The organism is Sphingomonas kyeonggiensis (genome assembly GCF_030812785.1).
In the GTDB taxonomy this organism is placed as follows: Bacteria; Pseudomonadota; Alphaproteobacteria; order Sphingomonadales; family Sphingomonadaceae; genus Sphingomonas; species Sphingomonas kyeonggiensis_B.
On sequence record NZ_JAUSTJ010000001.1, the window covers coordinates 437307 to 459084 of the forward strand.

A 21778-nucleotide genomic window follows, 5' to 3' on the forward strand; every position below is an offset into this window, starting at 1 on the left:
ACGTTTCGTTCCAAGGGGCCAGTTTCCATGACCTATGTCGTCACCGACGCCTGCATCCGGTGCAAGTACATGGATTGTGTCGAGGTCTGTCCGGTCGACTGTTTCTACGAGGGCGAGAACATGCTCGTCATCAATCCGAACGAGTGCATCGACTGCGGCGTCTGCGAACCCGAATGCCCGGCCGAGGCGATCCTGCCGGACACCGAGAACGGCCTGGAGAAGTGGCTGGAGCTCAACCGCACCTATTCGGAATCCTGGCCGAACATCACGCAGAAGGGCGACGTGCCCGCCGATGCGGATGCGATGAAGGACGTCCAGGGCAAGTTCGAGCAGTTCTTCTCGCCGGAGCCCGGTTCGGGCAGCTAGGCTTACCCGATTTGGCGTTTGCCCACGCGAAATCCACAGAAACCTGCGAGAAACCGCATTTTACCACGGACAAACGGTGACGTTTGGCTGGTAATTTTATTGCAAGCGTGTTAAATGGGGCGCGACGGAGGAAGACTCACCTCCGCCCGGAGAAGCAAAGAGAAGTCGCCCCGATCTGCCTGCCCTGCATTTGCCGGGGTGGACGCCGAGCCCGTCGGGGCCGGTTATCACGAAAGGTTCCTCGCACATGGCTGCAAAGGCGCTGTCCTTCGATGTCGGCGATTATGTCGTTTACCCCAAGCACGGCGTTGGCCGTGTAATCGAGCTCCAGAAGTCTGAAATCGCTGGAATGCAGCTCGAACTTTACGTTCTGCGCTTCGAAAAAGAGAAAATGACCCTGCGCGTTCCGACCAACAAGGCGGAAAGCGTCGGCATGCGCAAGCTTTCGAGCGACAAGACGCTCAAGGAAGCGCTGGAGACCCTGAAGGGCAAGCCCAAGGTGAAGCGCACCATGTGGTCGCGCCGCGCCCAGGAATATGAAGCGAAGATCAATTCGGGCGACCTGGTGTCGATCGCCGAAGTGGTCCGCGACCTGTTCCGCGCCGACGATCAGCCCGAGCAGAGCTATTCGGAGCGTCAGATCTTCGAAGCGGCCGCCAGCCGCCTCGCCCGCGAGCTCGCGGCGATGGAAGAGACCGACGAGCCGGCCGCACTCGAGAAGATCCTCGACATCCTGCGCAAGGCTGCGGCGATCCACAACAAGGACAAGGTTCCGGCCTGATTCAGATCAGCATCGGTACCTGCGGAGAGGGGCGGCCTTGAAAACCGCCCCTTTTCCTTGTCCAATCGATAGTGTATTGGTTAAGCAATACACATGTTCGGGAGAAATTCGATGCGCAGCCTGATCGCCCTCGCCCTGTTGCCGCTGATGGCCACGGGCGCCTGCCATGCCAGCTGGGAGAAGGACGGCGGCAAGGACGGGCACGAGGTCAAGCCGAGCGGCGTCACCGCCAAGCGGACCTATGACGCGACCGGCTTCACCAAGGTCGAGCTGCGCGGCACCGACGATGTCGACGTGAAGAACGGCGCGCAGTTCGCCGTCACCGCCGAGGGCGACAGCGCGATCCTCGACCAGCTCGAGATCCAGGTGGTCGACGGTACGCTGCGCGTCGACCGCAAGGACCGCAGGGGCTTCTCCTGGGGCCATAGCGACCACGGCGTGAAGGTGACCGTCACGCTGCCCAAGCTGGTCGGCGCCACGCTCACCGGCACCGGCGACATCAGCGTCGACAAGGCCGAGGGCGATTTCCACGGCAAGATCACCGGCACCGGCGATCTGCACATCGCCGCCCTCGCCGCTACCGATGCCGACCTGTCGATCACCGGCACCGGCAACCTCACCGTCGCCGGCACCGCCAACCGGCTCAACGCCTCGATCACCGGTCCGGGCGACATCGACGCCAGCAAGTTCACCGCATCAAGCGCGAGCATCTCGATCCTCGGGCCGGGCAGTCTGAAGGGCAACGTGACCGGCGGCGCCTCGATCTCGATCGCCGGCCCCGGCGATGTCGACCTGACCGGCGGCGCCAAATGCTCGATCAGCGCGACCGGCCCGGGCGAGGCGCATTGTTCCTGAGCTTGCCTAAGTGCTGAAGTGGCGCGAGGGTGAGGCCATGCACCGGCTCGCTCTCGCCCCGCTGTTCCTGCTCCTCGGCGCCGCCGCGCCGGGCGACGAGCGGGTGGTGATGGTCACCGGCTTCGACCGGCTCCGGATCGACGGGCCGTTCGAGGTGGACGTCGCGCCCGGATCGCCGGGGGTGACGATCACCGGCGACCGTGCCGCGCTCGACGCTATCGCCGTGCGGGTCGATGCCAACACGCTCATCCTCAATTCGGGCACGCAGAGCTGGCAATCGGCGTCGGGCAAAGCGGCGAGCAGCGCGCGCATCCGCGTGACGGCGCCGGCGTTGCGCGTGGTCCAGACCAATGGCGGCACAATGCTCAAGCTGGCCGAGCTGCGCGGCGACCGGATCGACGTGTCGCAGAACGGCACCGGGCGGATCGATATCGGCAGGGTCGACGCGCAGGACCTCAGCCTGACGCTGGCCGGATCGGGCACGATCGCGGTCGCCGGCAGCGCGCTGCACACGCGCGTGCGGCTCTATGGATCGAGCAGCCTCGATGCCGCCGCCCTCACCACCGCCGATGCGCAGCTCGTCTCCGGGAGCAGCGGCGTGCTGGCGATGACGGTGCGCTACAATGCCCGGATCAGCGCGACGTCGAGCGGCGTGGTGCGCGTGCTGGGCGACGCCAAATGCGCGGTGATCGGCCAGGGACCGGTCGAGTGCGCCGATTTCGAGAAGGGCCGGGAGGCCAACTAACGCCGCCTGCGCATTGCCTACACCGCGCGCCGCGCCGACTCGTGGAAGTTCACTAAGGTCACGACATCGGCGGGTGCCGCCACTGCGCTATTTTCCCAATTTTCCTGGAAACGCATCGCACCTCGCAACATCCTTGCGTGCGCGGGATCCTATTTCTCCAACAGGTCAAAGAGCGGCCGAACCGCGAGGCCGGCCGCATAAGCCCAGCAAGCGAAATCCTACATTGCAAGCCGCCTTAGGCGGCGAGCGGGAAGCGAAGCAGCCGGTCTTCGAGCGCAACCAGCGCCTGGGCCTTGCCGCCCACCGCGCGGACGATCTCGGGATGATGCGCGTCGAGCCCGCCGGTGAGCGCGCCGAAAGCAGGCAGGATCAGCTTGGTCGCCGAAGCCACGAAGCAGCGCCGCGCCACCTGCCGCCCACGGACGCGCAGGCGCAGCTTGGGGTGGAAATGCCCCGACAGCTCGGGCCGCGGATCGCCCGGCTCGGCCTCGTGGCGCAGCACCAGCCCGTCGACCTCGGCCTCTTCCAGGATCGTGCCGCCGCAATGATCGACCAGCAGGCTGTCATGATTGCCGGTGATCCAGCGCCAGTCGAGCCGGGTGGTGAGATCCGTGAGCAGCGCGCGGGCATCGGGGGGCAGCCGCTCGCAGCCTTCGGAATCATGGAAGCTGTCGCCGAGGCACCAGAGCTCGCGCGCCTGCGTCCGTCCAACCAGCGCCGCCACCGCCTGGAGCGTCGCGATCGAATCATAGGGCGGCAGCATCTGGCCGCGCTGGGCGAACCAGCTGCCCTTCTCGAAATGCAGGTCCGCGGCGAGCAGGGCCGCGCGCGCCGGCCAGTAGAGCGCGCCCTCGGGCAGCGCCATCAGCTCATGGCCGGCGAACGAAAGGGGAACCATGGCCCTGCTATCGGTCGTCCCGCCCGCGCCGTCAACAGCGCAGCATCGGCACCTTGCGGCCCTGATAGGTGACCACGCCGTGATCCTGATCGGTGCGGGCGATCGTGTAGCTGCGCGTCTCGGGCGGGTTGACCTTCTCGGTGCCGTCGGCGGCGCTGTCATAGCGCTCGCGGATCGTCTCGGTGACGGTATCGCCTGCCAGCGCCCAGCTGCCGGTCTCGCCGCTATTGTCGAGCGCGCCATCGGCGCCGTAATGCGCGATGAAGTCGCTGGCGCAGCTGTTCTCGAACGACCAGCTGCCGACCAGCCAGGCCTGAAGCGGCGCGGCCGGGCCGGCAGTTTTGGCCGGCACCGCGGCAACGGGCTTCGCCTCGCTCGCCTCGGCCTTCTGCACCGGCTTCACGGGGTTCGGATTGCACGCCGCAAGCGCCGCGCAGCCGATCAGACCAGCGATGATGTGAGCCCCTGTCCGCATGGCCCGAATCTAGCGCAATCGGCCGATCCGGGCCAGCGCGATCAGGCCGGGACCTTCGCCATTTCACCGATCTTTTCGAGGATACGGACCCAGGAGCGGATGCCCTTGTGGAAGCTCTTCAGGTCGTATTTCTCGTTGGGCGAATGGATGTTGTCGTCGGTCAGCGCGAAGCCGACCAGCACCGTGTCCATGCCGAGGATCTTCGAGATCGAAGTGACGACGGGGATGCCGCCGCCGCAGCCGATCAGCGCCGCCTTGCCCCATTCGGCATCGAGCGCGGCGCGGGTGGCCTCAAGCGGCGGGCTGTCGCTGGAGACGGTGACCGCCGGGCTGCCCGGGCCGCGGCCGGTGAACTCGACCGTGCAATCGGCGGGCAGGCGCGACCGGACATGCTCCTCGAACGACGCCCAGACCCGGGTCGGATCCTGGTTGCCGGTAAGGCGGAAGCTCACCTTGGCGTGCGCTTCCGCCGGGATCACGGTCTTGAAGCCCTCGCCGGTATAGCCGCCCCAGATGCCGTTGACCTCGGCGGTCGGGCGCGACCAGATCTGCTCGAGCACGTCATGGCCCTTCTCGCCGGCCGGCACGCTCAGGCCGATCTCGCCGAGGAACGCGGCCGGATCAAAGCCGAGCGCGTCCCAGCTCGCGCGCACCGCCGGATCGAGCTCGGGCACGCCGTCATAGAAGCCGTCGAGCGTCACCCGGCCATCGGCATCCTTCATCTCGCCGAGGATCGAGCAGAGCAGCTGGATCGGGTTGCGCGCCGCGCCGCCATAAAGGCCCGAATGGAGGTCGCGCGAGGCCGCACGGACCGTCACCTGGCCGGCGGCCATGCCGCGCAAGCCGATGGTGAGGCCCGGCGTCTCGGTGTCCCACATCAGCGTGTCGCAGATCAGCGCGAAATCGGCCTTCAGCTCCTCGGCATTGGCGTGGAGGAAGGGCTCGAGGCTCTTCGAGCCGGACTCTTCCTCGCCCTCGAACAGGATCGTCACCTTGCAGGGCAGCCGGCCCTCGGTCTCTTTCCAGGCGCGGCAGGCCTCGACGAAGGTGCGCAGCTGGCCCTTGTCGTCCGAGGCGCCGCGGCCGACGATCTGCTTCGCGCCGTCGCCGCGCGTCTCGATCACGGGATCGAACGGATCGCGCTTCCACAGCTCGAGTGGGTCGACCGGCTGCACGTCGTAGTGACCATAGAACAGGATGTGCGGACCATCGCCGTCATGATGCGCGACGACCATCGGATGACCGGGCGTCGGCGCGACGCGGGCGGTGAAGCCCAAGCCGTTCAGCTCGTCCGAAAGCAGTTGCGCGGCGTGCTGGCACTGTTCGGCATAGGCGGGATCGGTCGAGACCGAAGGCACGCGCATCAGCGCGAAGAGACGGTCCAAGCTGTCGTCGAGATGCGCCTCGACATAGTCGAGCGGCTTGGTGGAGTCGGTCATGGGCGCAGCGCTACGCCTGTGCGCAACCCGGGGCAAGTTCGACTCGGCGGCCCGGCGGAACAGCGAGCGCCTGCCGATGGTTCTGCGCTCCGGAGGCGCATATGGCGACTGCAGTGCACAAGGGGATCTTGGTCTGTGCCGGCGTGGCGGTGCTCGGCGGCGGCCTGGCCGGCATGGGCTTGGCCAACTATACCCGGACCGGCGCGTTCGACTTCTACAAGCAGACGCCGCCACCCGGCAGCTACGACATGACGGCGACGGCAGACAGCGCCGGCTATTATCCAGTGAGCCGCGCTGCGCCGCCGTCACCCTATCCGGAGAACCCGGCACCGCCGCGCCCGGCACCGATCGTCCGGCCTGCCGAACCCGACGACTATGCCCTCGCCGCCCGGATCGATCCCGAGCCGGTGACGGTGGAGGAGGAGGCGCTGCCCGAGCCGGTATCGGTGATCCCGGTGCAGCGCGGATCCTGGACGGCGCCGGCGGAAGAAGAAGCCGCGGCGCCGGAGCCGGAAGCCGCGCCGGGTGCCGCTACGTCCTAGGTTTGGGGCTGATAAACGCCCGCCTTCAGCGTGAGGGATGAACGGCTGACATTAGGTGGTCAGCGGATGTTCTGCTTTCCGATCGTAAAGCCAACAAGTGTTCCCGTGGCCCAGATCACTTCGGGCACCAGAATGATCCCCATTCCGATCGACCACCACAGGAAGAAGCCCCCCGGAGAGGGTTCCGCGGTGGCAATCCATGCAGTGAAAATCAACGGCGGCACGGCCAAGAACAACGCCAGCAGGGCTAGCTGCAACCTCCCGTGCAAAGACCTTCCGAGTAAATAACCGACGAGTGGTGGCACGAGGGCGAACAGGAGCCAAAAGGCCAGCATCTCGACGTTATGCAGATGATCACCAGCGTCCGCAATTGGGGGAAAGCGGTCCGGTGGCTTTCAGCCAGGTGGCAGGGCCAAACTGCTGGTTGCTTTGGTGAAAATTGCCCCGAATAGCTACATGACCTCCCGCTCCAGCACCCTTTCCGTGTCGGGGCAGGTGCTGGTGATGCGGGTCGCGTGGATGCGGCCGCGGTCGGCAACAAGAGCCATCACGGATTGTTCTTCCGCGCCGTGGTCGCCACAGGGCACGTCCATGACCTTGCCGGGGCGCGGGCTGCGCGCCAGCGCTTCCCACTGGCTTCTATTGAGCACCAGCGGCCGCTCCGGATGCTCGGCGCTGGTCATCGCGTGAAGGTGGGGATTGTCGCGCGTGATGCCGACCGCCACCATCATCTGCTTCCCGCATGGGAGGGTGTCGATCTGAAGGAGGAATTCGCCGGCGATCCCGTCATGGTCGTAATCTCGCAGGCGCATGATCGGCACGGCGGGACGGGCGCGGATCGTGGCGGGCGTGGGGTTGTCGTCGATGTCGCCCGGATGGGCCGGCCAGCGGGGCAGCATCGCGACCGGGCCGAGCATGTCCGATCCGGCGAAGAGCGGCGTCAAAGCCATGCGTTCGGAAGGTGCGCCGGGTCGCTCACGCTCCAGAACCAGGTCACCAGCCTGGGCATAGGCGACACCGCTGCACGGGCAGGTCATGGCCATGGCGGGGTCTGCGGGGCCACAATCGTTGCCGTCATTGGGCGTACCGCGCCAGATCAGCCGCCAGACTTCCTTCGCGCCATCGACCACGAAGCTGCGTTGCTCGCGCACCTCCTCCTTGGCGGGGGTGGCGGCGAGCAGGGGCGCGGCGGTCAGCGCCATCAGAGCGAGCAGCGGGCGGAGCAGCATGACGCGAAATATGCCATGGGCCGCAGGACGCAGGAAGTTCGGATTTCAAACTACGCGTGAGAACTGCCCGGATCGTCGGCCCCGGTACGCGCCGGTCAGCCGGGCTTCACTTCGCGGAGCAGCGTCTCCAGGTCCTGCGCGGTGAAGGGCTTGATCAGCACCGGCACGCTGTTGTCGGCCGCCTCGAGCGTCGGCTCGGCATAGCCGGTGATGATGATCGCCGGGAGCGCCGGGCGCAGCACGCGCAACTGGCGCACGAGCTCGGTGCCCGAAAGGCGCGGCATCGCGAAATCGCTGAGCACCAGATCGAAGGCATCGGGGCTCGCCCGCACCATGTCGAGCGCGGCGGCGCCTTCGCAGGCTTCGGAGACGTGGTGGCCCATGTCCTGCAGCATGGCGAGGGTGGTGGCACGCACCCCGTCATGATCGTCGACCAGCAGAATCCGCATGGCGGATTGGGCCGCCACGACGGCGGCCGCCCTGGAGCGCTTCGCGGCGCGATTCGCCACGCGGTCGGCGGCCGGCAGCCAGATCTCGACGCGGGTGCCGACGCCCAGCTCGCTGCTGAGCCGGAGTGCGCCGCCCGATTGCTTGGCGAAGCCATAGACCATGCTGAGGCCCAGGCCGGTGCCCTTGCCCACCGCCTTGGTGGTGAAGAACGGCTCCATGACCTGCTCGATCTGGTCGGCGGCGATGCCGCATCCGGTGTCGGACACGGTCAGCACGACATAGCGCCCCGCCCCCAGCTGGATGCCCGAGACCTCCTCGGATGCGTCGATCCGGCAATTGCGCGCCTCGACGGTGACGGTGCCGCCGTCGGGCATCGCGTCGCGGGCGTTGATGACGAGGTTCATGATCGCCAGCTCGAGCTGGGCGCTGTCGGCGAACACCCGGTCCAGCCCCTTGTCGTGCTGCCAGACCAGCTCGACCAGGCCGCCCAGCGTATGCGCGAGCAGGGTGCCGACCGCCTCGGCCAGATCGGCCACGTCGATCGCCGCGGGCTGGAGCTTCTGGCGCCGCGAGAAGGCGAGCAGATGCCGCACCAGCTCCGCGCCCTGCTCGGCAGCGTGGCGCGCCATCTCGACCAGCTTGCGCTGTTCCGGATCGAGCGGGATCCGCCGCTCGATCATGCCGAGCCCGCCGAGGACGGCGGCGAGCAGGTTGTTGAAGTCGTGCGCGATGCCGCCGGTCAGCTGGCCGATCGCGTCCATCTTGCGGATATGGTCGAGCTGGCTCTCCAGCTCGCGCCGGTCCGAGATGTCGAGCAGGGTGCCGGCATATTCGAGCGGGGCGCCGGCCCCGTCGCGCACCAGCACGGCCTGGTCGAGGAAATGGCGATACTCGTCATTGGCGCAGCGCCAGCGATATTCCACCGAATGCGCCCCGCCCTGGGAACGCATCGCCAGCGCGACCAGCACGCGCTCGCGGTCCTCGGGATGCAGCCGGTCGGCCCAGAGCCCCGGCGTGCTGCGCACCGCGTCGAGCGTATAGCCGGTCAGCGCCTCGAAATTGCCGCTGGCATATTTGGGCACGCGGACATCGGCGCCGACTTCCTCAAGATAGAGGACGATCGGCAGCGAGGCGATGATCGCCGCCTGGCGCTGCTCGGCGACGCGCAGCTGCTGCTCGGCATGGAGCCGCTCGGCATTGGCGCGCAGATTCTCGTCGAGCAGGCGCTGCTGCTGCTCGGCATTGCGCTGCACTTCCTTGCGCATCGCGTACAGGTCGACGAACACCGCGACCTTGGAGCGCAGCACGGTCGGCTCGACCGGCTTGAACACATAGTCGACCGCGCCCATCGCATAGCCGCGCAGCAGATGCTCCATCTCCTTGTTGACTGCGGATAGGAAGACGATCGGCACGCGGCGGGTCTGCTCGCGCTCGCGGATCAGCCGGGCGGTCTCATAGCCGTCGATCCCGGGCATGTAGACATCGAGCAGGATCACCGCGAACTCGGTGCGCAGCAGGTGGCGCAGCGCCTCGTCGCCCGACTTGGCGACGACGATCTCGGCGACGTCCTCGAGCACGTTGGCGATGGCGATCAGGTTGCGCTCGTCGTCGTCGACCACGAGCACCCGCACCGGATCGACCGGCAGCGGATCGGGCATCGGCGCATCCGCGACGGAGCCCATGACGATCGCCGGCGAGATCGGAACCACCCGTGGCGCCATCTCAGCCGCGCTCCACGACGATCAGGTCGGCCGAGTGCTTGGCCTCGCGCGAGCGGGCGATCCACACCCGCAGCAGCGCGAGCAGGAGGTCGATGTCGACCGGCTTGGCGATATAGTCCGAGGCACCGGCATCGAGGCATTTCTGCCGGTCGCCCTTCATCGCCTTGGCAGTGACCGAGATCAGCGGCAGCGCCGCCAGCGCCGGCCGCTGGCGGATCTGGCGCATCGTCTCATAGCCGTCCATCTCGGGCATCATGATGTCGATCAGCGCGATATCGATCCCCGGCGTCTGCTCGAGGATGACGATACCGTCGGCGCCGCGCTCGGCATGGAGGACCTCGACGCCGTAGCTCTCCAGCACGCTGGTCAGCGAGTAGATGTTGCGGATGTCGTCATCGACGATGAGGATCCGCGCGCCGGCCAGCTCGGGCACCGTGCGCAATGCCGCATCGGCCTCGGGCACCAGCTCGACCACCGTCTTGCGGCGCCCCTCGATCGTCGCGGCGAGCTGCTTGAACACCGCCGCCAGCGCCTCGCCCTCGGCCGGCTTCTCGGTGACGCCGGTGGCGCCGAGATCGATCGCCTGGGCGAGCTTGTCGGCGCCCGAGATGACGTGGATCGGCATGTGCCGGGTCTGCGGATCATGCTTGAGCAGGTCGAGCAGCACGAAGCCGTCGATATCGGTCAGGCCCAGGTCGAGCGTGATCGCATCGGGCTGGAGCTTGCGCGCCAGCGACAGCGTGCCCGCGCCCGCCGCCGAGATCACGCCCTTCAGCCCCTGGCCATGCGCGATGTCGAGCAGGATCGAGGCGAAGGTGGGATCGTCCTCGACGATCAGCACGAAGGGCGCGCCCTCCAGTGTGTCGCGATCGTCGCTGAGCTCGAAGGTGGCGGGCAGCGCCGGCGGAGCGAGCGCGCCGCTATTGTCGTAGCGCGGCTGGCTTCCAGGAGCAGGCAGCGTCGCCGGCGCGATCGCCTGGGGTGGCACGAACAGGGTGAAGGTCGAGCCCTTGCCGGGGATCGAGCGCACCTGCAGCTCGCCGCCGAGTAGCCGGGCGATCTCGCGGCTGATCGAAAGGCCGAGGCCGGTGCCGCCATATTTGCGGCTGGTGGTGCCGTCGGCCTGCTGGAAGGCCTCGAAGATCAGCTTCTGCTTGTCCTTCGGAATGCCGATGCCGGTATCGGTGACGGCGATCTCGACCGCGCGGTCCACCCCGCGCAGCACCGGATGGTTGGTGCTCCACCCGCTTTCCACCGTGCGCACCGACAGGGTGACCGAGCCCTGCGAGGTGAACTTGAAAGCGTTGGAGAGCAGGTTCAGCACGATCTGCTGGAGGCGCTTCTCGTCGGTGCGGATCGTGGCGGGCAGGCTGCCGTCGAACTCGACGTTGAAAGCGAGATTCTTGTCGGCGGCGAGCTGGCGGAAGGTCCGCTCCATGTGCTGGCGCAGGGCCTGGAGCGGCATCTCGCCGATCTCGATCGACACCGTGCCCGACTCGATCTTGGACAGGTCGAGGATGTCGTTGATCAGGTTGAGCAGGTCCGATCCGGCCGAGTTGATCGTCCGGGCGAAATCGACCTGCTTCTCGTTGAGATTGCCCTGCGGATTGTCGGTGAGCAGCTTCGACAGGATCAGCAGCGAGTTGAGCGGCGTGCGCAGCTCGTGGCTCATGTTCGCCAGGAACTCGGACTTGTACTTGGAGGTGAGCGCGAGCTGCTCGGCCTTCTCCTCAAGCGCGCGGCGGGCCATCTCGATCTCGAGATTCTTGGCTTCCACCTGCTTCTTCTCGTTCTCGAGCAGCTGGGCCTTCTCCTCCAGCTCCTCATTGGTGTTGTGCAGCTCTTCCTGCTTGGTGGTCAGCTCGGTCTGGCGCGCCTGGAGCTCCTGGGTCAGCAGCTGCGACTGCTTGAGCAGGCCCTCGGTGCGCATCGTCGCGGCGATCGTGTTGAGCACGATGCCGACCGATTCCATCAGCTGGTCGAGGAAGCTCTGGTGCGTCTCGTTGAACTCGCTGAACGAGGCGAGCTCGATCACCGCCTTCACTTCGTCCTCGAACAGGGCCGGGAGGATCGCGACGCTGGCGGGCCGCGCCTCGCCCAGCCCCGATCCGATGCGGATGAAGTCGCTCGGCACGTCCTCGAGCAGGATCGGCCGCTTGTCGGCGGCGGCCTGGCCGATCAGCCCCTCGCGCAGCTCGAAGGCCGGCTTCAGCGCCTCGCGCTTGCTGGCGCCGTAGCTGGCCGCCAGCTCGAGCACAGTATCGTCGCCGTCGCGATTGGTGACGTAGAACACGCCATATTGCGCGTTCACCAGCGGCGCGAGCTCGGACATGATCAGGTTCGACACGGTCGACAGGTCGCGCTCGCCCTGGAGCATGCGGCTGAAGCGCGCGAGATTGGTCTTGAGCCAGTCCTGCTCGGCATTCTTGAGCGTCTGATCCTTCAGGTTGCGGATCATCTCGTTGATGTTGTCCTTGAGCGCCGCCATCTCGCCCGACGCCTCGACGGCGATCGAGCGGGTGAGGTCGCCCTTGGTCACGGCGGTCGCCACGTCGGCGATCGAGCGCACCTGGTTGGTCAGGTTGGCGGCGAGCTCGTTGACGTTGTCGGTAAGGTCGCGCCACAGGCCCGAGGCGCCCGGCACGCGCGCCTGGCCGCCCAGCTTGCCCTCGATGCCGACCTCGCGGGCCATGTTGGTCACCTGGTCGCCGAACGCCGAGAGCGTGTCGATCATGAAGTTGATCGTCTCGGCCAGCGCGGCGATCTCGCCCTTGGCGTCCACGGTCAGCTTGCGCTTGAGATTGCCCTGCGCCACCGCAGTCACCACGTCGGCGATGCCGCGCACCTGGTTGGTGAGGTTGGTCGCCATCAGGTTGACGTTGTCGGTCAGGTCCTTCCAGGTGCCGCCGACGCCTGGCACCTGCGCCTGGCCGCCGAGCTTGCCCTCGGTCCCCACCTCGCGTGCCACGCGCGTCACTTCCGAGGCGAAGGAGTTGAGCTGGTCCACCATCACGTTGATGGTGTCCTTGAGCGCGAGGATTTCGCCCTTCACATCGACGGTGATCTTCTTGGAGAGATCCCCCTTCGCCACCGCCGTCGTCACATCGGCGATGTTGCGCACCTGGCCGGTGAGATTGTCGGCCATCAGGTTGACGTTGTCGGTGAGGTCCTTCCAGGTACCGGCGACGCCGCGCACCTGCGCCTGGCCGCCCAGCTTGCCCTCGGTGCCCACTTCGCGGGCCACACGGGTAACCTCCGAGGCGAAGGAATTGAGCTGATCGACCATGGTGTTGATCGTGTTCTTCAGCTCGAGAATCTCGCCCTTCACGTCGACGGTGATCTTCTTCGACAGGTCGCCCAGCGCCACCGCCGTCGTCACCTCGGCGATGTTGCGGACCTGGCCGGTCAGGTTCGCCGCCATCGCGTTCACATTGTCGGTGAGGTCCTTCCAGGTGCCGCCCACGCCGGGCACCTGCGCCTGGCCGCCGAGCTTGCCGTCCGAGCCCACTTCGCGCGCCACGCGCGTCACTTCCGAGGCGAAGCCGTTGAGCTGGTCCACCATGGTGTTGATCGTGTTCTTCAGCTCGAGGATCTCGCCGCGCACGTCCACGGTGATCTTCTTCGACAAGTCGCCCGAGGCCACCGCGGTGGTCACTTCCGCGATGTTGCGGACCTGACCCGTGAGGTTGGTCGCCATCGCGTTCACATTGTCGGTCAGGTCCTTCCAGGTGCCGGCCACGCCTTCCACCTGCGCCTGGCCGCCCAGCTTGCCCTCCGAGCCGACCTCACGCGCCACGCGCGTCACTTCCGACGCAAAGCCGTTGAGCTGGTCCACCATCGTGTTGATGGTGTCCTTGAGCGCGAGGATCTCGCCCTTCACGTCCACGGTGATCTTCTTGGACAGGTCGCCCTTGGCCACCGCGGTCGTCACCTCGGCGATGTTGCGGACCTGGCCGGTCAGATTCTCCGCCATCAGGTTCACATTGTCGGTGAGATCGGCCCAGGTGCCGGCGACGCCCGGCACCTGCGCCTGGCCGCCCAGCTTGCCCTCGGTGCCCACCTCGCGCGCCACGCGCGTCACTTCCGAGGCGAAGCCGTTGAGCTGATCGACCATGGTGTTGATCGTGTTCTTCAGCTCGAGGATCTCGCCCTTCACATCGACGGTGATCTTCTTCGACAAGTCGCCCTTCGCCACCGCGGTGGTCACCTCGGCGATGTTGCGCACCTGGCCGGTGAGGTTGCCGGCCATCAGGTTTACGTTGTCGGTCAAGTCCTTCCAGGTGCCGGCCACGCCTTCCACCTGCGCCTGCCCGCCCAGCTTGCCTTCCGAACCCACTTCGCGCGCCACGCGCGTCACTTCCGAGGCGAAGCCGTTGAGCTGGTCCACCATCGTGTTGATCGTGTCCTTGAGCGCGAGGATTTCGCCCTTCACGTCCACGGTGATCTTCTTGGAAAGGTCGCCCTTCGCCACCGCGGTGGTCACGTCGGCGATGTTGCGCACCTGGCCGGTGAGGTTGTCCGCCATCAGATTGACGTTGTCGGTCAGGTCCTTCCAGGTGCCGCCGACGCCCGGCACCTGCGCCTGGCCGCCCAGCTTGCCCTCGGTACCCACCTCGCGCGCCACGCGCGTCACTTCCGATGCGAAGGAGTTGAGCTGATCGACCATCACGTTGATGGTGTTCTTCAGCTCGAGGATCTCGCCTTTCACCTCCACGGTGATCTTCTTGGAGAGGTCCCCCGAGGCCACGGCGGTAGTCACCTCGGCGATGTTGCGGACCTGGCCGGTCAGGTTGGTCGCCATAGCGTTGACGTTGTCGGTCAGGTCCTTCCAGGTACCCGCGACGCCCTTCACCTTGGCCTGGCCGCCCAGCTTGCCTTCAGTGCCCACCTCGCGGGCCACGCGCGTCACTTCCGCCGAGAAGGAGCCGAGCTGCTCGACCATGGTGTTCACCACCTTGCCGATACGCAGGAACTCGCCGCGCAGCGCACGCCCGTCGATCTCGACGGCCATCGACTGGCTGAGGTCGCCCTTCGCCACCGCACCGATGACGCGCGCGACCTCGGCGGTCGGCTGCACCATGTCCTCGATCAGCTCGTTGAGCGCGCGCAGCTTCGCTTCCCAGCCGCCGGTGGCGCCCCGGACATGGCCGCGCTGGTTGATCTTGCCTTCCTTGCCGACGACTCGCGAGAGGCGTTCGAATTCGTTGGTCATCTGCTCCTCGAGCACGACGACCTCGTTGAACAGCATCGCGATCTCGCCATCGGCGCCGGGCAGATCATCCGGCAGCCGAACCGAGAAATCTCCGCGTCTTAGGCTACGGAGCGCAGATACGAGCCGGCGGCGGTCCAGCGTGTCGGGAGTAGTCTCTGCGTGCACCCAAGGCTCCAAGCATCTCCCACCCCGCTATCGTTCCACTGGACGGCCCCCAGCCGCTACCTCCTGATATAACAGAGAAATCGCCTTGGCTCGGAAAAAGATCAGACATCGAACCAAACTTGCCTAATCCAGATCAAGCGCTACGAAACCCGGGCCGGCGGGGGCCGACCAAGGAGTTATCGCGGGAAGATGCCCGCCCGGCACGACGTCTCCAGCTTCATCCGCACCACCTTCCGTTCGGTCTGGGCGCTCGAGCTGCTGTGCCTGATGCGCAGCGAGCCGGAGCGCGAATGGGAGCGCGGCGACCTGGTGTCGCGGCTGCGGGCCAGCGACCTCGTCATCGACCAAGGCCTGGCCGGGCTGACTGCGGCCGGCCTTGTCGTGATGCTCACGCCCGATCGCGCACGCTATCAGCCCGCCAGCGCCGAGCTCGACAGGCTGGCGCGCGAGGCCGAAGCGCAATATGCCAGCAGCCCGGACAAGGTGCGCCGCCTGATCATCCATGCGGCGCATGACAGTCTGAGCGCTTTCGCGGACGCCTTCCGCGTACGAAGGGATTGAGGCAATGGGGGATCTCGCTCCGGCCATCGTCTACATCCTCTGCTTCGTGACGAGCACCGCCTGCGCCTGGCTGCTCGGGCGCACCTGGCACCGCAGCCGCGCCCCTTTGCTGTTCTGGAGCGCGCTCTGCTTCGTGCTGCTCTCCGCCAACAACCTGTTCCTGATCCTCGACATGCTGGTCATCCACGACATCGACCTGTCGCCGGTGCGGGGGCTGCTTTCGCTTGGCGCGGTGGCGGTGCTGCTGTTCGGCTTCATCTGGAACCAGGAGGCGGAACGGTGAGCGCGCTCGTCTTCGTCTCCGGCGCGACCACCATGGGGCTATTCGCGGCGGCGCTGTTCTTCCTGCGCTTCTGGCGGAACACCGGCGAGGAGCTCTTCTTCTTCTTCGCCCTGGCCTTCGGGCTGCTCGGCATCGGCCAGATCCTGCTGGCGATCGGCGGCTGGCCCGAGGAGGACCGCAGCTGGCTCTATCTGATCCGGCTGGCCGCCTATCTGCTCATCCTGTTCGCGATATTGCGGAAGAATTTCTCCGCGCGCTGAGGGGGCGGTCCTAGGGGTTCTGGCCAGCAGCCGGCCGAAGGCGCGGGCAAACCGGCATCGCGTTGTTGGAATCGGGGCGATTGCCTTGCCTGAACTATGGAACGCGCCCAGGCCTATTTGCCTCTGCCTGGTTGGTTGATTTGCGCAGACGGATTTCGATACGGCGCCGCCTTTGATCCGAGGCGGCCGCTGATCCATCCGCGACTCTATCGCCAGGCGCGATCATCTGCGCTGCGGAAAGTGGCAGGATCGTTACGTTCTTCAGGCGCGGATCGCGCCGCAGGATTTGAACCACAGCGACGGCCCGCGCCAACGCCAAACCAGCATTGTCCGTTGAGTGAAGCTCGCCGATATCGAACCGCCCGTTCGATGCTGCGACTAGCTTCTTATCCAAATTACTCGTGCCACCCATGGGCACTTCATCGGTGTGTCCGATTACCTCAACGACATCAACGCCGTAGTCATCGATATTCTTTGAAAGTTTTGGAATGATGTCACTTATCAGGCTATTTCTGAAGTCGGAGCTCAAGGTAGCCCTTCCACTTTCGAAATAGTAGCCGCCAGCTTCGCTGAGGCTGAAGAATGGGGGCCATTGTCCCCTTTTTCCCTTAGCATCGGTTCGAGCGGATGTGGACCCACTCGATTCGAGCTTGTTGGCCAGCATCGCCATCATGACAAATAACAGCAGGACAACGCCGACCACCCCCGTCATCAGATCGGCGATCGAGATCCATTCGTTGGGCTTGTTCCTCACGCCGCGTTTCCGTTGGCAAGATCGCTATTGCCCGACATGGCAGTGTCGTTTCGCGTCAGAATGACAAGTTCCGCGAGAAGGCCATTTCCCTTCGCAATCTCGCCTTCGAGACGCCGCACGTCGCTTGTCTTGCAGATTTCGCCCAGTTCGGTGCGGTCGGACAAGCCGCGCAGGAATGTCCGGACCTCGTCGTTGACCTTCGCCATCTCGATGTTGCTTTTTCCGAACGCGACGACGTCGGTCCCGATACCGGCCATCGTGGCGAGCTGGCTGGTCAGCCTGGTATTCAGCTCCTGGATCGGCTTGTGCATCTTCTCAGCATTCTGGCTGAGCGTTTCCGACGCGATGTTGAAGTCGTCTATGGTTTTGGCCTGGGTCTTTGCGGTCTCTTCGAACGATACGCTCACCACCTTGATGACCGATTCCACACGACCCATCGTTGCCCCGACGGTCTTCCCCAGGTCGCCCATTGTCGACGAAATATCGACCGTCGATTTCTCGATCTTGCTCGACATCTCGGCGAGGTTCTTGTTGAAGCTGTCGTTCATCAGCTCGATCGCGGTGACGAGCTTGTCCTGCAGCAGCTCGACCACGGCCTGGAGATTGGCCGCGGTCACTCCGACCTGATCGGCGGCACTCGACATCCCTTTCGACGCGTGACCCATGTCTTTTGCCGATCCGGCGATCCTGTCCATGCTTTCGACATGGCTATCGACAAACTTCTTGAGCGAGGCCTGCGTGGCATGAGTGTTCTGCTTGATCGCGTCCAGCAGCGGATCCAGCACCTTGCCCAGCCGATCCGTCCCCGCGGAGATTTCGCGCGAGGCTGTCGATATCTCCGAACGAACGCGCCCTTCGACCGCGCTCTGCAATCCCTCGCGCTTTCGGCGGAGAGCATCGGCATCCGAGCGCATCTGCCCGATGCACCACATCAGCCGCTTGCCATTCCATCCCGCCCACGCAGCAACCGAGCGGACGAGAAGATAGCCGATGATGCCCCAGGTCGAGACCTTGAATTTGGTGCCCAGACTGTGAATGACTGCAGATAGTTGCCCGAACTGCTCGTTGTTCGGCAAATCGAACACCCTGGCAGCATCATTGAGCGCGACGCCAAGCCCGATGAAAGTGCCGAGCAACCCCACGATGAGCAATATGCTTGGCAGTGCGTCACAGAAGCACTCCGCCGGCATCGCCACGGCATCGCTCAAATCCTGGGGCGAGTTGTAATCGGCTTTGCTTTCCTTCCAACGCTGCTGCCAATGGTCCGGGCTGGCCGTGCGTCCGACCCATATCAACGCGCCCGTGACCGACAGGAGGATCAGCCAGAAAAAGCTGATCTGAACGGGATCCGACTGAGGCATCAGAAACCTGCCAATATCGGCGATGTCGATTGCCTTATGCACTGGCAATGCGCCGGCGCTCGACGCGGCAAGGGCGCCCATGGCTATCCCCATATCGAACATAGTCGTCACTCCTGCCCAGGCGAGCGGCGCCGGCTGTTCGGCTTTTTCTTCTTCGTCTTCGGGGGCGGGGGCGCCTCCGGTGCAGGCGCGGGTTCCTCCGCCGGAGGCGCAGGCCTCACCCGCATCATCCGGTCCTCGAACGATTTCTGGTAAATCAGCGCGAATTGCTCGATGAGCTGCTGATCCGCATCCGATAGCTCGGACCAAGCCCGGCCGTTCTGCGCGCAATCAATGATGATCCGCGCAACCCGGGGCGCGAGCTCCTCGCGACCTTCTTCCTGCAGGCCATCGCCTGGTTGTTCGAGAAACTGCAGGAAGCCTTCGGCAGAGTGGACGTATTTTTCCATCTCGAGCTTGCGGTCGAGCGCGGCCTGCATCGCTTCCTCGAGCGCAGGCATCTTTGCCTCGCGTTCCTGCATCTCCGCGGCCTGAGCTTCGGTCAGGCCCCAGCGGCGCTGCGTCCTGAGCTTGTTGTACGCGGTCTTGTTTGCGATTCGCGCGTCGTCTGCTGCGTGCCATGCCCGTCCCAGATCATCGATCTTGTCGTTCCAGGCGAGCAGCAGTTCCTCGAAGACGAACGGAAGAAGCTTCTGGCCCAGCCTCTCCTCCACGATCCGGTCGAGCTCACGCAGTTCCTCGGGCGTTACGTCTGGCTCTTCCTCGACCAGTTCGTGACAGAGATGAACGACCAGAAGGTCATCGTTGCTGATCGATTCGATCGCGTTGAGCTCGCCGATTTTCTTTTCGGACATTTCGAGCAGCTTGGCCGACGCTCGCAGACGCAGATAATGATCAAAATTGGTGATCGAATTGTCCCGGAATGCCTTCTCGGCCTTCGCGCGGGCCAACCCCAGTTCCAGCACCATCGCCGCGGCTTGCGTTGCACGCCGCTCGTCGTCGGGCAGGTCGGGGATATCGGCGGCCTCTTGCAAGCTCTTGCGATGCCGCTGCGCTTCATGCCAGCTTTCGGGCCGAAGATATTTGTCGACGATGTGCTTGGTCAGATCGATCGTCCAGCGAATCGCCGCTTCCACCGCATGCGCCAGTTGCGTACCGGCGAAGACCAGCGCGGCGGTGACCACACGATCCGCGAGATTCAATGCGTAGTGAATTTTGGGAAAGGGTACGGCCAGCAGTTTGACTGCCTTGATCAACGGATCGACGACGTTTTCGATGTGCGGATGTATTTTCCTCCATCCCCGTTTCACCGAATCCACGAACGCGTGGCCCTTGTCGGCGATTATAGTCAGACCGCCGACCACCACCGCCTTCACACCCTGGTAGACATAGCTGGCGGCCCGCGCCACGCTGGTCACCACGGCTGAAAACGCCCCGGCAAGGGCGTTTCCCACATCACGAAAGAAACCCATTTCCCGTCCCCCCGCATTTGATTCACTGAAGGCCAAGCAAATGCCCGGCGATGGTCGTTTCCTCGCCGGCAGCCGCCTTTGGCTTCGCGGCTTGCCCGCTGCCCCCAGTCCCCAGGCGGAGCTGCGCGATCGCGGCTTCGATGTGGCTGAAATCGAGTCGCGGCGGCATCTCCGCGCGTTCGGCATCAAGCAGCATGCGAGGCAGAGCGCGCCGGGTGCAGTTGAGGATGTCCCGGCCCGACAGCCCGGGCGAGCCCGCGGCAGCCTGCGCCAGCAACTCCGCCCGCGGTACCGCCAACGGTATCTTCTCGACGATGAACCGGTCCCACAATCGAAGACGCGCCGCTTCGTCGGGGAGCTCGAACGTTACCTGGTGGGTGATGCGGCTCTTGATCGCGTCATCATAGTCGCGCGCATAGTTGGTCGCGAAGATGACCAGCCCCTCATGCGCGCTAAGCTCGGTCATCATCGTGTTGCGCGTCGCATTCATGTCGCTGTCGATGCCCTGCGACACCGAAATGCGGCGGCCGAGCAGCGCATCAGCCTCGTCGAAGAAGAGCACCGCCTGCTCCTCGCGCGCGCGGCGGAAGGCCTTCTGCAGATTCTTCGACATCTGCCCCTTCAGGCTGCTCTCCAGATCGCCGATCGTGAGCGGGAGGAACGACATCTCCAGCTCACCCGCCAGCGCCTCCGCCGCGAGCGTCTTGCCCGTCCCCGGGGGACCGAAGAAGTTGACAATCGCCGTACTGCCCTGGTGGTCCACCGCAGCGAAATCCCACTCGTCATAGATGGTGCGATGAAAGCGCAGCAACGCGATGCACTCGCTGATCTGGCGATGCGTGCGCTCCGTCAGCACGACATCCTGCGCGAGGACGTGACGCGGCGCCCTGGTTTGATAGGCTGTATTGATCTCAGATAATGGATTGCGTTTATCGTCAACCATCATTCCGCCTTTGTTATGATTTCGTGCCTCTATGTTCTCAGAGCGAGAATCGCCGTCAGGCTGGCAAGAAAAGCCGCTCGATCAAATATCCATCCACATCTTTTCTCGAATTTCTGCACGAATGCCGCGATTTCGAGAGAAGCGGCGAGGAGAATAACCCATTGTGGATCATCCAGACTGCAGAAATTCTGGCGAACCCGTGCTCAGCAGCCCGGTATGCGATAACGGCGCGTCAGTAGCAGCGGAGAAAAGCCGCCTTCGGATAGCTTGAACAAGGTTTGCGGTCGCGAGAGGAGTTGGATCGTGGCGTCCAGCGACGGGGTGCTGGTACCCCAATGGCGGTTGGTCTGCTGCAGGAACCGCGTGACCGGCGAAGTGTCGCGCGGTTCGACCAGCAGGTAGGCGGTATATTCGCCGTCGATCTTCTCGACTTGGGATGGATAGCCCGGCAGCGGTCCAAAGAACCCCTGGTCAAGCGGGAGAGGCGACTGCGCCCAGCGGACGACATCGCCAGCCTTCTGGTTCCAGATACGATCGGGATTGGCAATCCGGAACCCGCGGCAATCGGGATTGCGCACGAAGAACATCCACCCGAACGAGGGTTCGGCCAGCGGCTGAGCCAGTCCGATCGTCATCGCATCGCCATAGGCAAAAGACATGATGGGCAGCGTGACGGTATCGACCGGCGCCGCGGCTGCCGGAAAGCGCGCGCGATCCCGTGATTGCCCGACATGGCGAAGCAGCCCCAGCGGGGTGGTCCGACTGCGAAACTCGTCGAACGAATTGAGTTGCAGGACGATGGCAGCATGGGCTCGGTCGAGCGCATCGTCCGGCGCCTGAAGACCGCGAAACGCGTCGGCGAAGAAATCGGTGAACGGGCGGTCCCAGTCCTCGGGACGAATCTGCGCGCCGATCGGTTCGTTGCTCCTGGCAAGTCTTGCGAATGCTGCGTTGAAATAATCCGACAGCCGCATGCGATCCTGCGTCGAGAGCAGGCGCTCGCCCTTTTTGACTTTCGAAATTGCCTCGCGCTGGGCCTGTTCGCCCAACAGATCGTGATAGAGCACGGACCCCAAGGTCGTGGGCGAGACGTTGAGGTTGCAAAACGCCCCCAGGCCTTCGAATTTGAGCGCCAGATCGTAAATCGCCGCCATAATGTCGTCCCCCGTTGCTTGCCGGACGATTGTCGGTGCGCGGCAATGAATTTCAATTGCCATTTCTTGCTGCGCTTGGTGTCTAGAACATGTTTCAAAGACCGGAGCGTGT

General features: G+C 64.9%; 20 protein-coding genes. 8 read left to right on the forward strand and 12 right to left on the reverse strand.

What is annotated here, in order from left to right; genetic code table 11:
* Positions 1-27: 27 nt before the first annotated feature.
* The 4 genes from fdxA (at position 28) to J2W22_RS02135 (ending at position 2747) form a co-directional block, all read left to right on the forward strand.
* Complete coding sequence (gene fdxA, locus J2W22_RS02120; protein WP_307116617.1) at positions 28-366, forward strand: ferredoxin FdxA; 339 nt, start codon at positions 28-30, stop codon at positions 364-366.
* Between the two features lie 247 nt (positions 367-613).
* On the forward strand, positions 614-1147 hold the full coding sequence (locus J2W22_RS02125) for a CarD family transcriptional regulator (RefSeq protein ID WP_307116618.1): 534 nt from the start codon (positions 614-616) through the stop codon (positions 1145-1147).
* Positions 1148-1258: 111 nt separating this feature from the next.
* Positions 1259-2002 (forward strand): head GIN domain-containing protein, encoded by a 744-nt coding sequence (locus J2W22_RS02130; protein ID WP_307116619.1) that lies wholly within the window; start codon positions 1259-1261, stop codon positions 2000-2002.
* A 37-nt stretch (positions 2003-2039) separates the two neighbouring features.
* Complete coding sequence (locus J2W22_RS02135; RefSeq protein ID WP_307116620.1) at positions 2040-2747, forward strand: GIN domain-containing protein; 708 nt, start codon at positions 2040-2042, stop codon at positions 2745-2747.
* A 235-nt stretch (positions 2748-2982) separates the two neighbouring features.
* Here J2W22_RS02135 and pdeM read toward each other — a convergent pair whose 3' ends face one another.
* From pdeM to J2W22_RS02150, 3 genes are read right to left on the reverse strand one after another with little or no spacing between them, the layout of a single operon-like run.
* On the reverse strand, positions 2983-3645 hold the full coding sequence (pdeM, locus tag J2W22_RS02140) for a ligase-associated DNA damage response endonuclease PdeM (protein WP_307116621.1): 663 nt from the start codon (positions 3643-3645) through the stop codon (positions 2983-2985).
* Positions 3646-3676: 31 nt separating this feature from the next.
* Positions 3677-4120, reverse strand: a complete 444-nt coding sequence (locus J2W22_RS02145; RefSeq protein ID WP_307116622.1) for a hypothetical protein — start codon at positions 4118-4120, stop codon at positions 3677-3679.
* Positions 4121-4161: 41 nt separating this feature from the next.
* On the reverse strand, positions 4162-5559 hold the full coding sequence (locus tag J2W22_RS02150; RefSeq protein ID WP_307116623.1) for a M20/M25/M40 family metallo-hydrolase: 1398 nt from the start codon (positions 5557-5559) through the stop codon (positions 4162-4164).
* A gap of 101 nt (positions 5560-5660) precedes the next feature.
* Between J2W22_RS02150 and J2W22_RS02155 the strand changes: the two genes are divergently transcribed.
* Positions 5661-6101, forward strand: a complete 441-nt coding sequence (locus J2W22_RS02155; RefSeq protein WP_307116624.1) for a hypothetical protein — start codon at positions 5661-5663, stop codon at positions 6099-6101.
* 59 nt (positions 6102-6160) lie between these two features.
* Here J2W22_RS02155 and J2W22_RS02160 read toward each other — a convergent pair whose 3' ends face one another.
* The 4 genes from J2W22_RS02160 to J2W22_RS02175 form a co-directional block, all read right to left on the reverse strand.
* Entirely contained in the window at positions 6161-6436 is a 276-nt protein-coding gene (locus J2W22_RS02160) for a hypothetical protein (RefSeq protein WP_307116625.1), read from the reverse strand.
* A gap of 117 nt (positions 6437-6553) precedes the next feature.
* A complete protein-coding gene (locus tag J2W22_RS02165; RefSeq protein ID WP_307116626.1) occupies positions 6554-7330 on the reverse strand; it encodes a hypothetical protein in 777 nt (258 codons plus the stop codon).
* A 95-nt stretch (positions 7331-7425) separates the two neighbouring features.
* On the reverse strand, positions 7426-9489 hold the full coding sequence (locus J2W22_RS02170; RefSeq protein WP_307116627.1) for a response regulator: 2064 nt from the start codon (positions 9487-9489) through the stop codon (positions 7426-7428).
* Positions 9490-9502: 13 nt separating this feature from the next.
* Positions 9503-14878 carry a HAMP domain-containing protein gene (locus J2W22_RS02175; RefSeq protein WP_307116628.1) on the reverse strand — a complete coding sequence of 1792 codons (5376 nt, stop codon included), beginning with the start codon at positions 14876-14878 and terminating at the stop codon, positions 9503-9505.
* Between the two features lie 189 nt (positions 14879-15067).
* On the opposite strand from J2W22_RS02175, the gene J2W22_RS02180 reads away from it, so the two are divergent.
* The 3 genes from J2W22_RS02180 to J2W22_RS02190 are packed head-to-tail and all read left to right on the forward strand — an operon-like array spanning position 15068 to position 15982.
* Complete coding sequence (locus tag J2W22_RS02180; RefSeq protein WP_307116629.1) at positions 15068-15439, forward strand: hypothetical protein; 372 nt, start codon at positions 15068-15070, stop codon at positions 15437-15439.
* A gap of 4 nt (positions 15440-15443) precedes the next feature.
* Positions 15444-15722, forward strand: a complete 279-nt coding sequence (locus J2W22_RS02185; RefSeq protein WP_307116630.1) for a DUF5985 family protein — start codon at positions 15444-15446, stop codon at positions 15720-15722.
* Positions 15719-15982 (forward strand): DUF5985 family protein, encoded by a 264-nt coding sequence (locus tag J2W22_RS02190; protein ID WP_307116631.1) that lies wholly within the window; start codon positions 15719-15721, stop codon positions 15980-15982. The genes J2W22_RS02185 and J2W22_RS02190 overlap by 4 nt, the downstream gene beginning before the upstream one ends.
* A 94-nt stretch (positions 15983-16076) precedes the next feature.
* Here the strand turns inward: J2W22_RS02190 and J2W22_RS02195 are convergent, their stop codons facing one another.
* From J2W22_RS02195 to J2W22_RS02215, 5 genes are all read right to left on the reverse strand, one after another.
* Positions 16077-16736 (reverse strand): hypothetical protein, encoded by a 660-nt coding sequence (locus J2W22_RS02195; RefSeq protein WP_307116632.1) that lies wholly within the window; start codon positions 16734-16736, stop codon positions 16077-16079.
* Entirely contained in the window at positions 16733-18199 is a 1467-nt protein-coding gene (locus J2W22_RS02200) for a hypothetical protein (RefSeq protein WP_307116633.1), read from the reverse strand. The genes J2W22_RS02195 and J2W22_RS02200 overlap by 4 nt, the downstream gene beginning before the upstream one ends.
* A gap of 5 nt (positions 18200-18204) precedes the next feature.
* Positions 18205-19569, reverse strand: coding sequence for a hypothetical protein (locus J2W22_RS02205; protein WP_307116634.1), 1365 nt, complete (start codon positions 19567-19569; stop codon positions 18205-18207).
* Positions 19570-19591: 22 nt separating this feature from the next.
* The gene (locus tag J2W22_RS02210) at positions 19592-20512 is read right to left on the reverse strand and encodes an ATP-binding protein (protein ID WP_307116635.1); all 921 of its coding nucleotides are present in this window, start codon (positions 20510-20512) and stop codon (positions 19592-19594) included.
* Between the two features lie 203 nt (positions 20513-20715).
* Positions 20716-21729, reverse strand: a complete 1014-nt coding sequence (locus J2W22_RS02215) for a hypothetical protein (protein ID WP_307116636.1) — start codon at positions 21727-21729, stop codon at positions 20716-20718.
* Positions 21730-21778 lie beyond the last annotated feature (49 nt).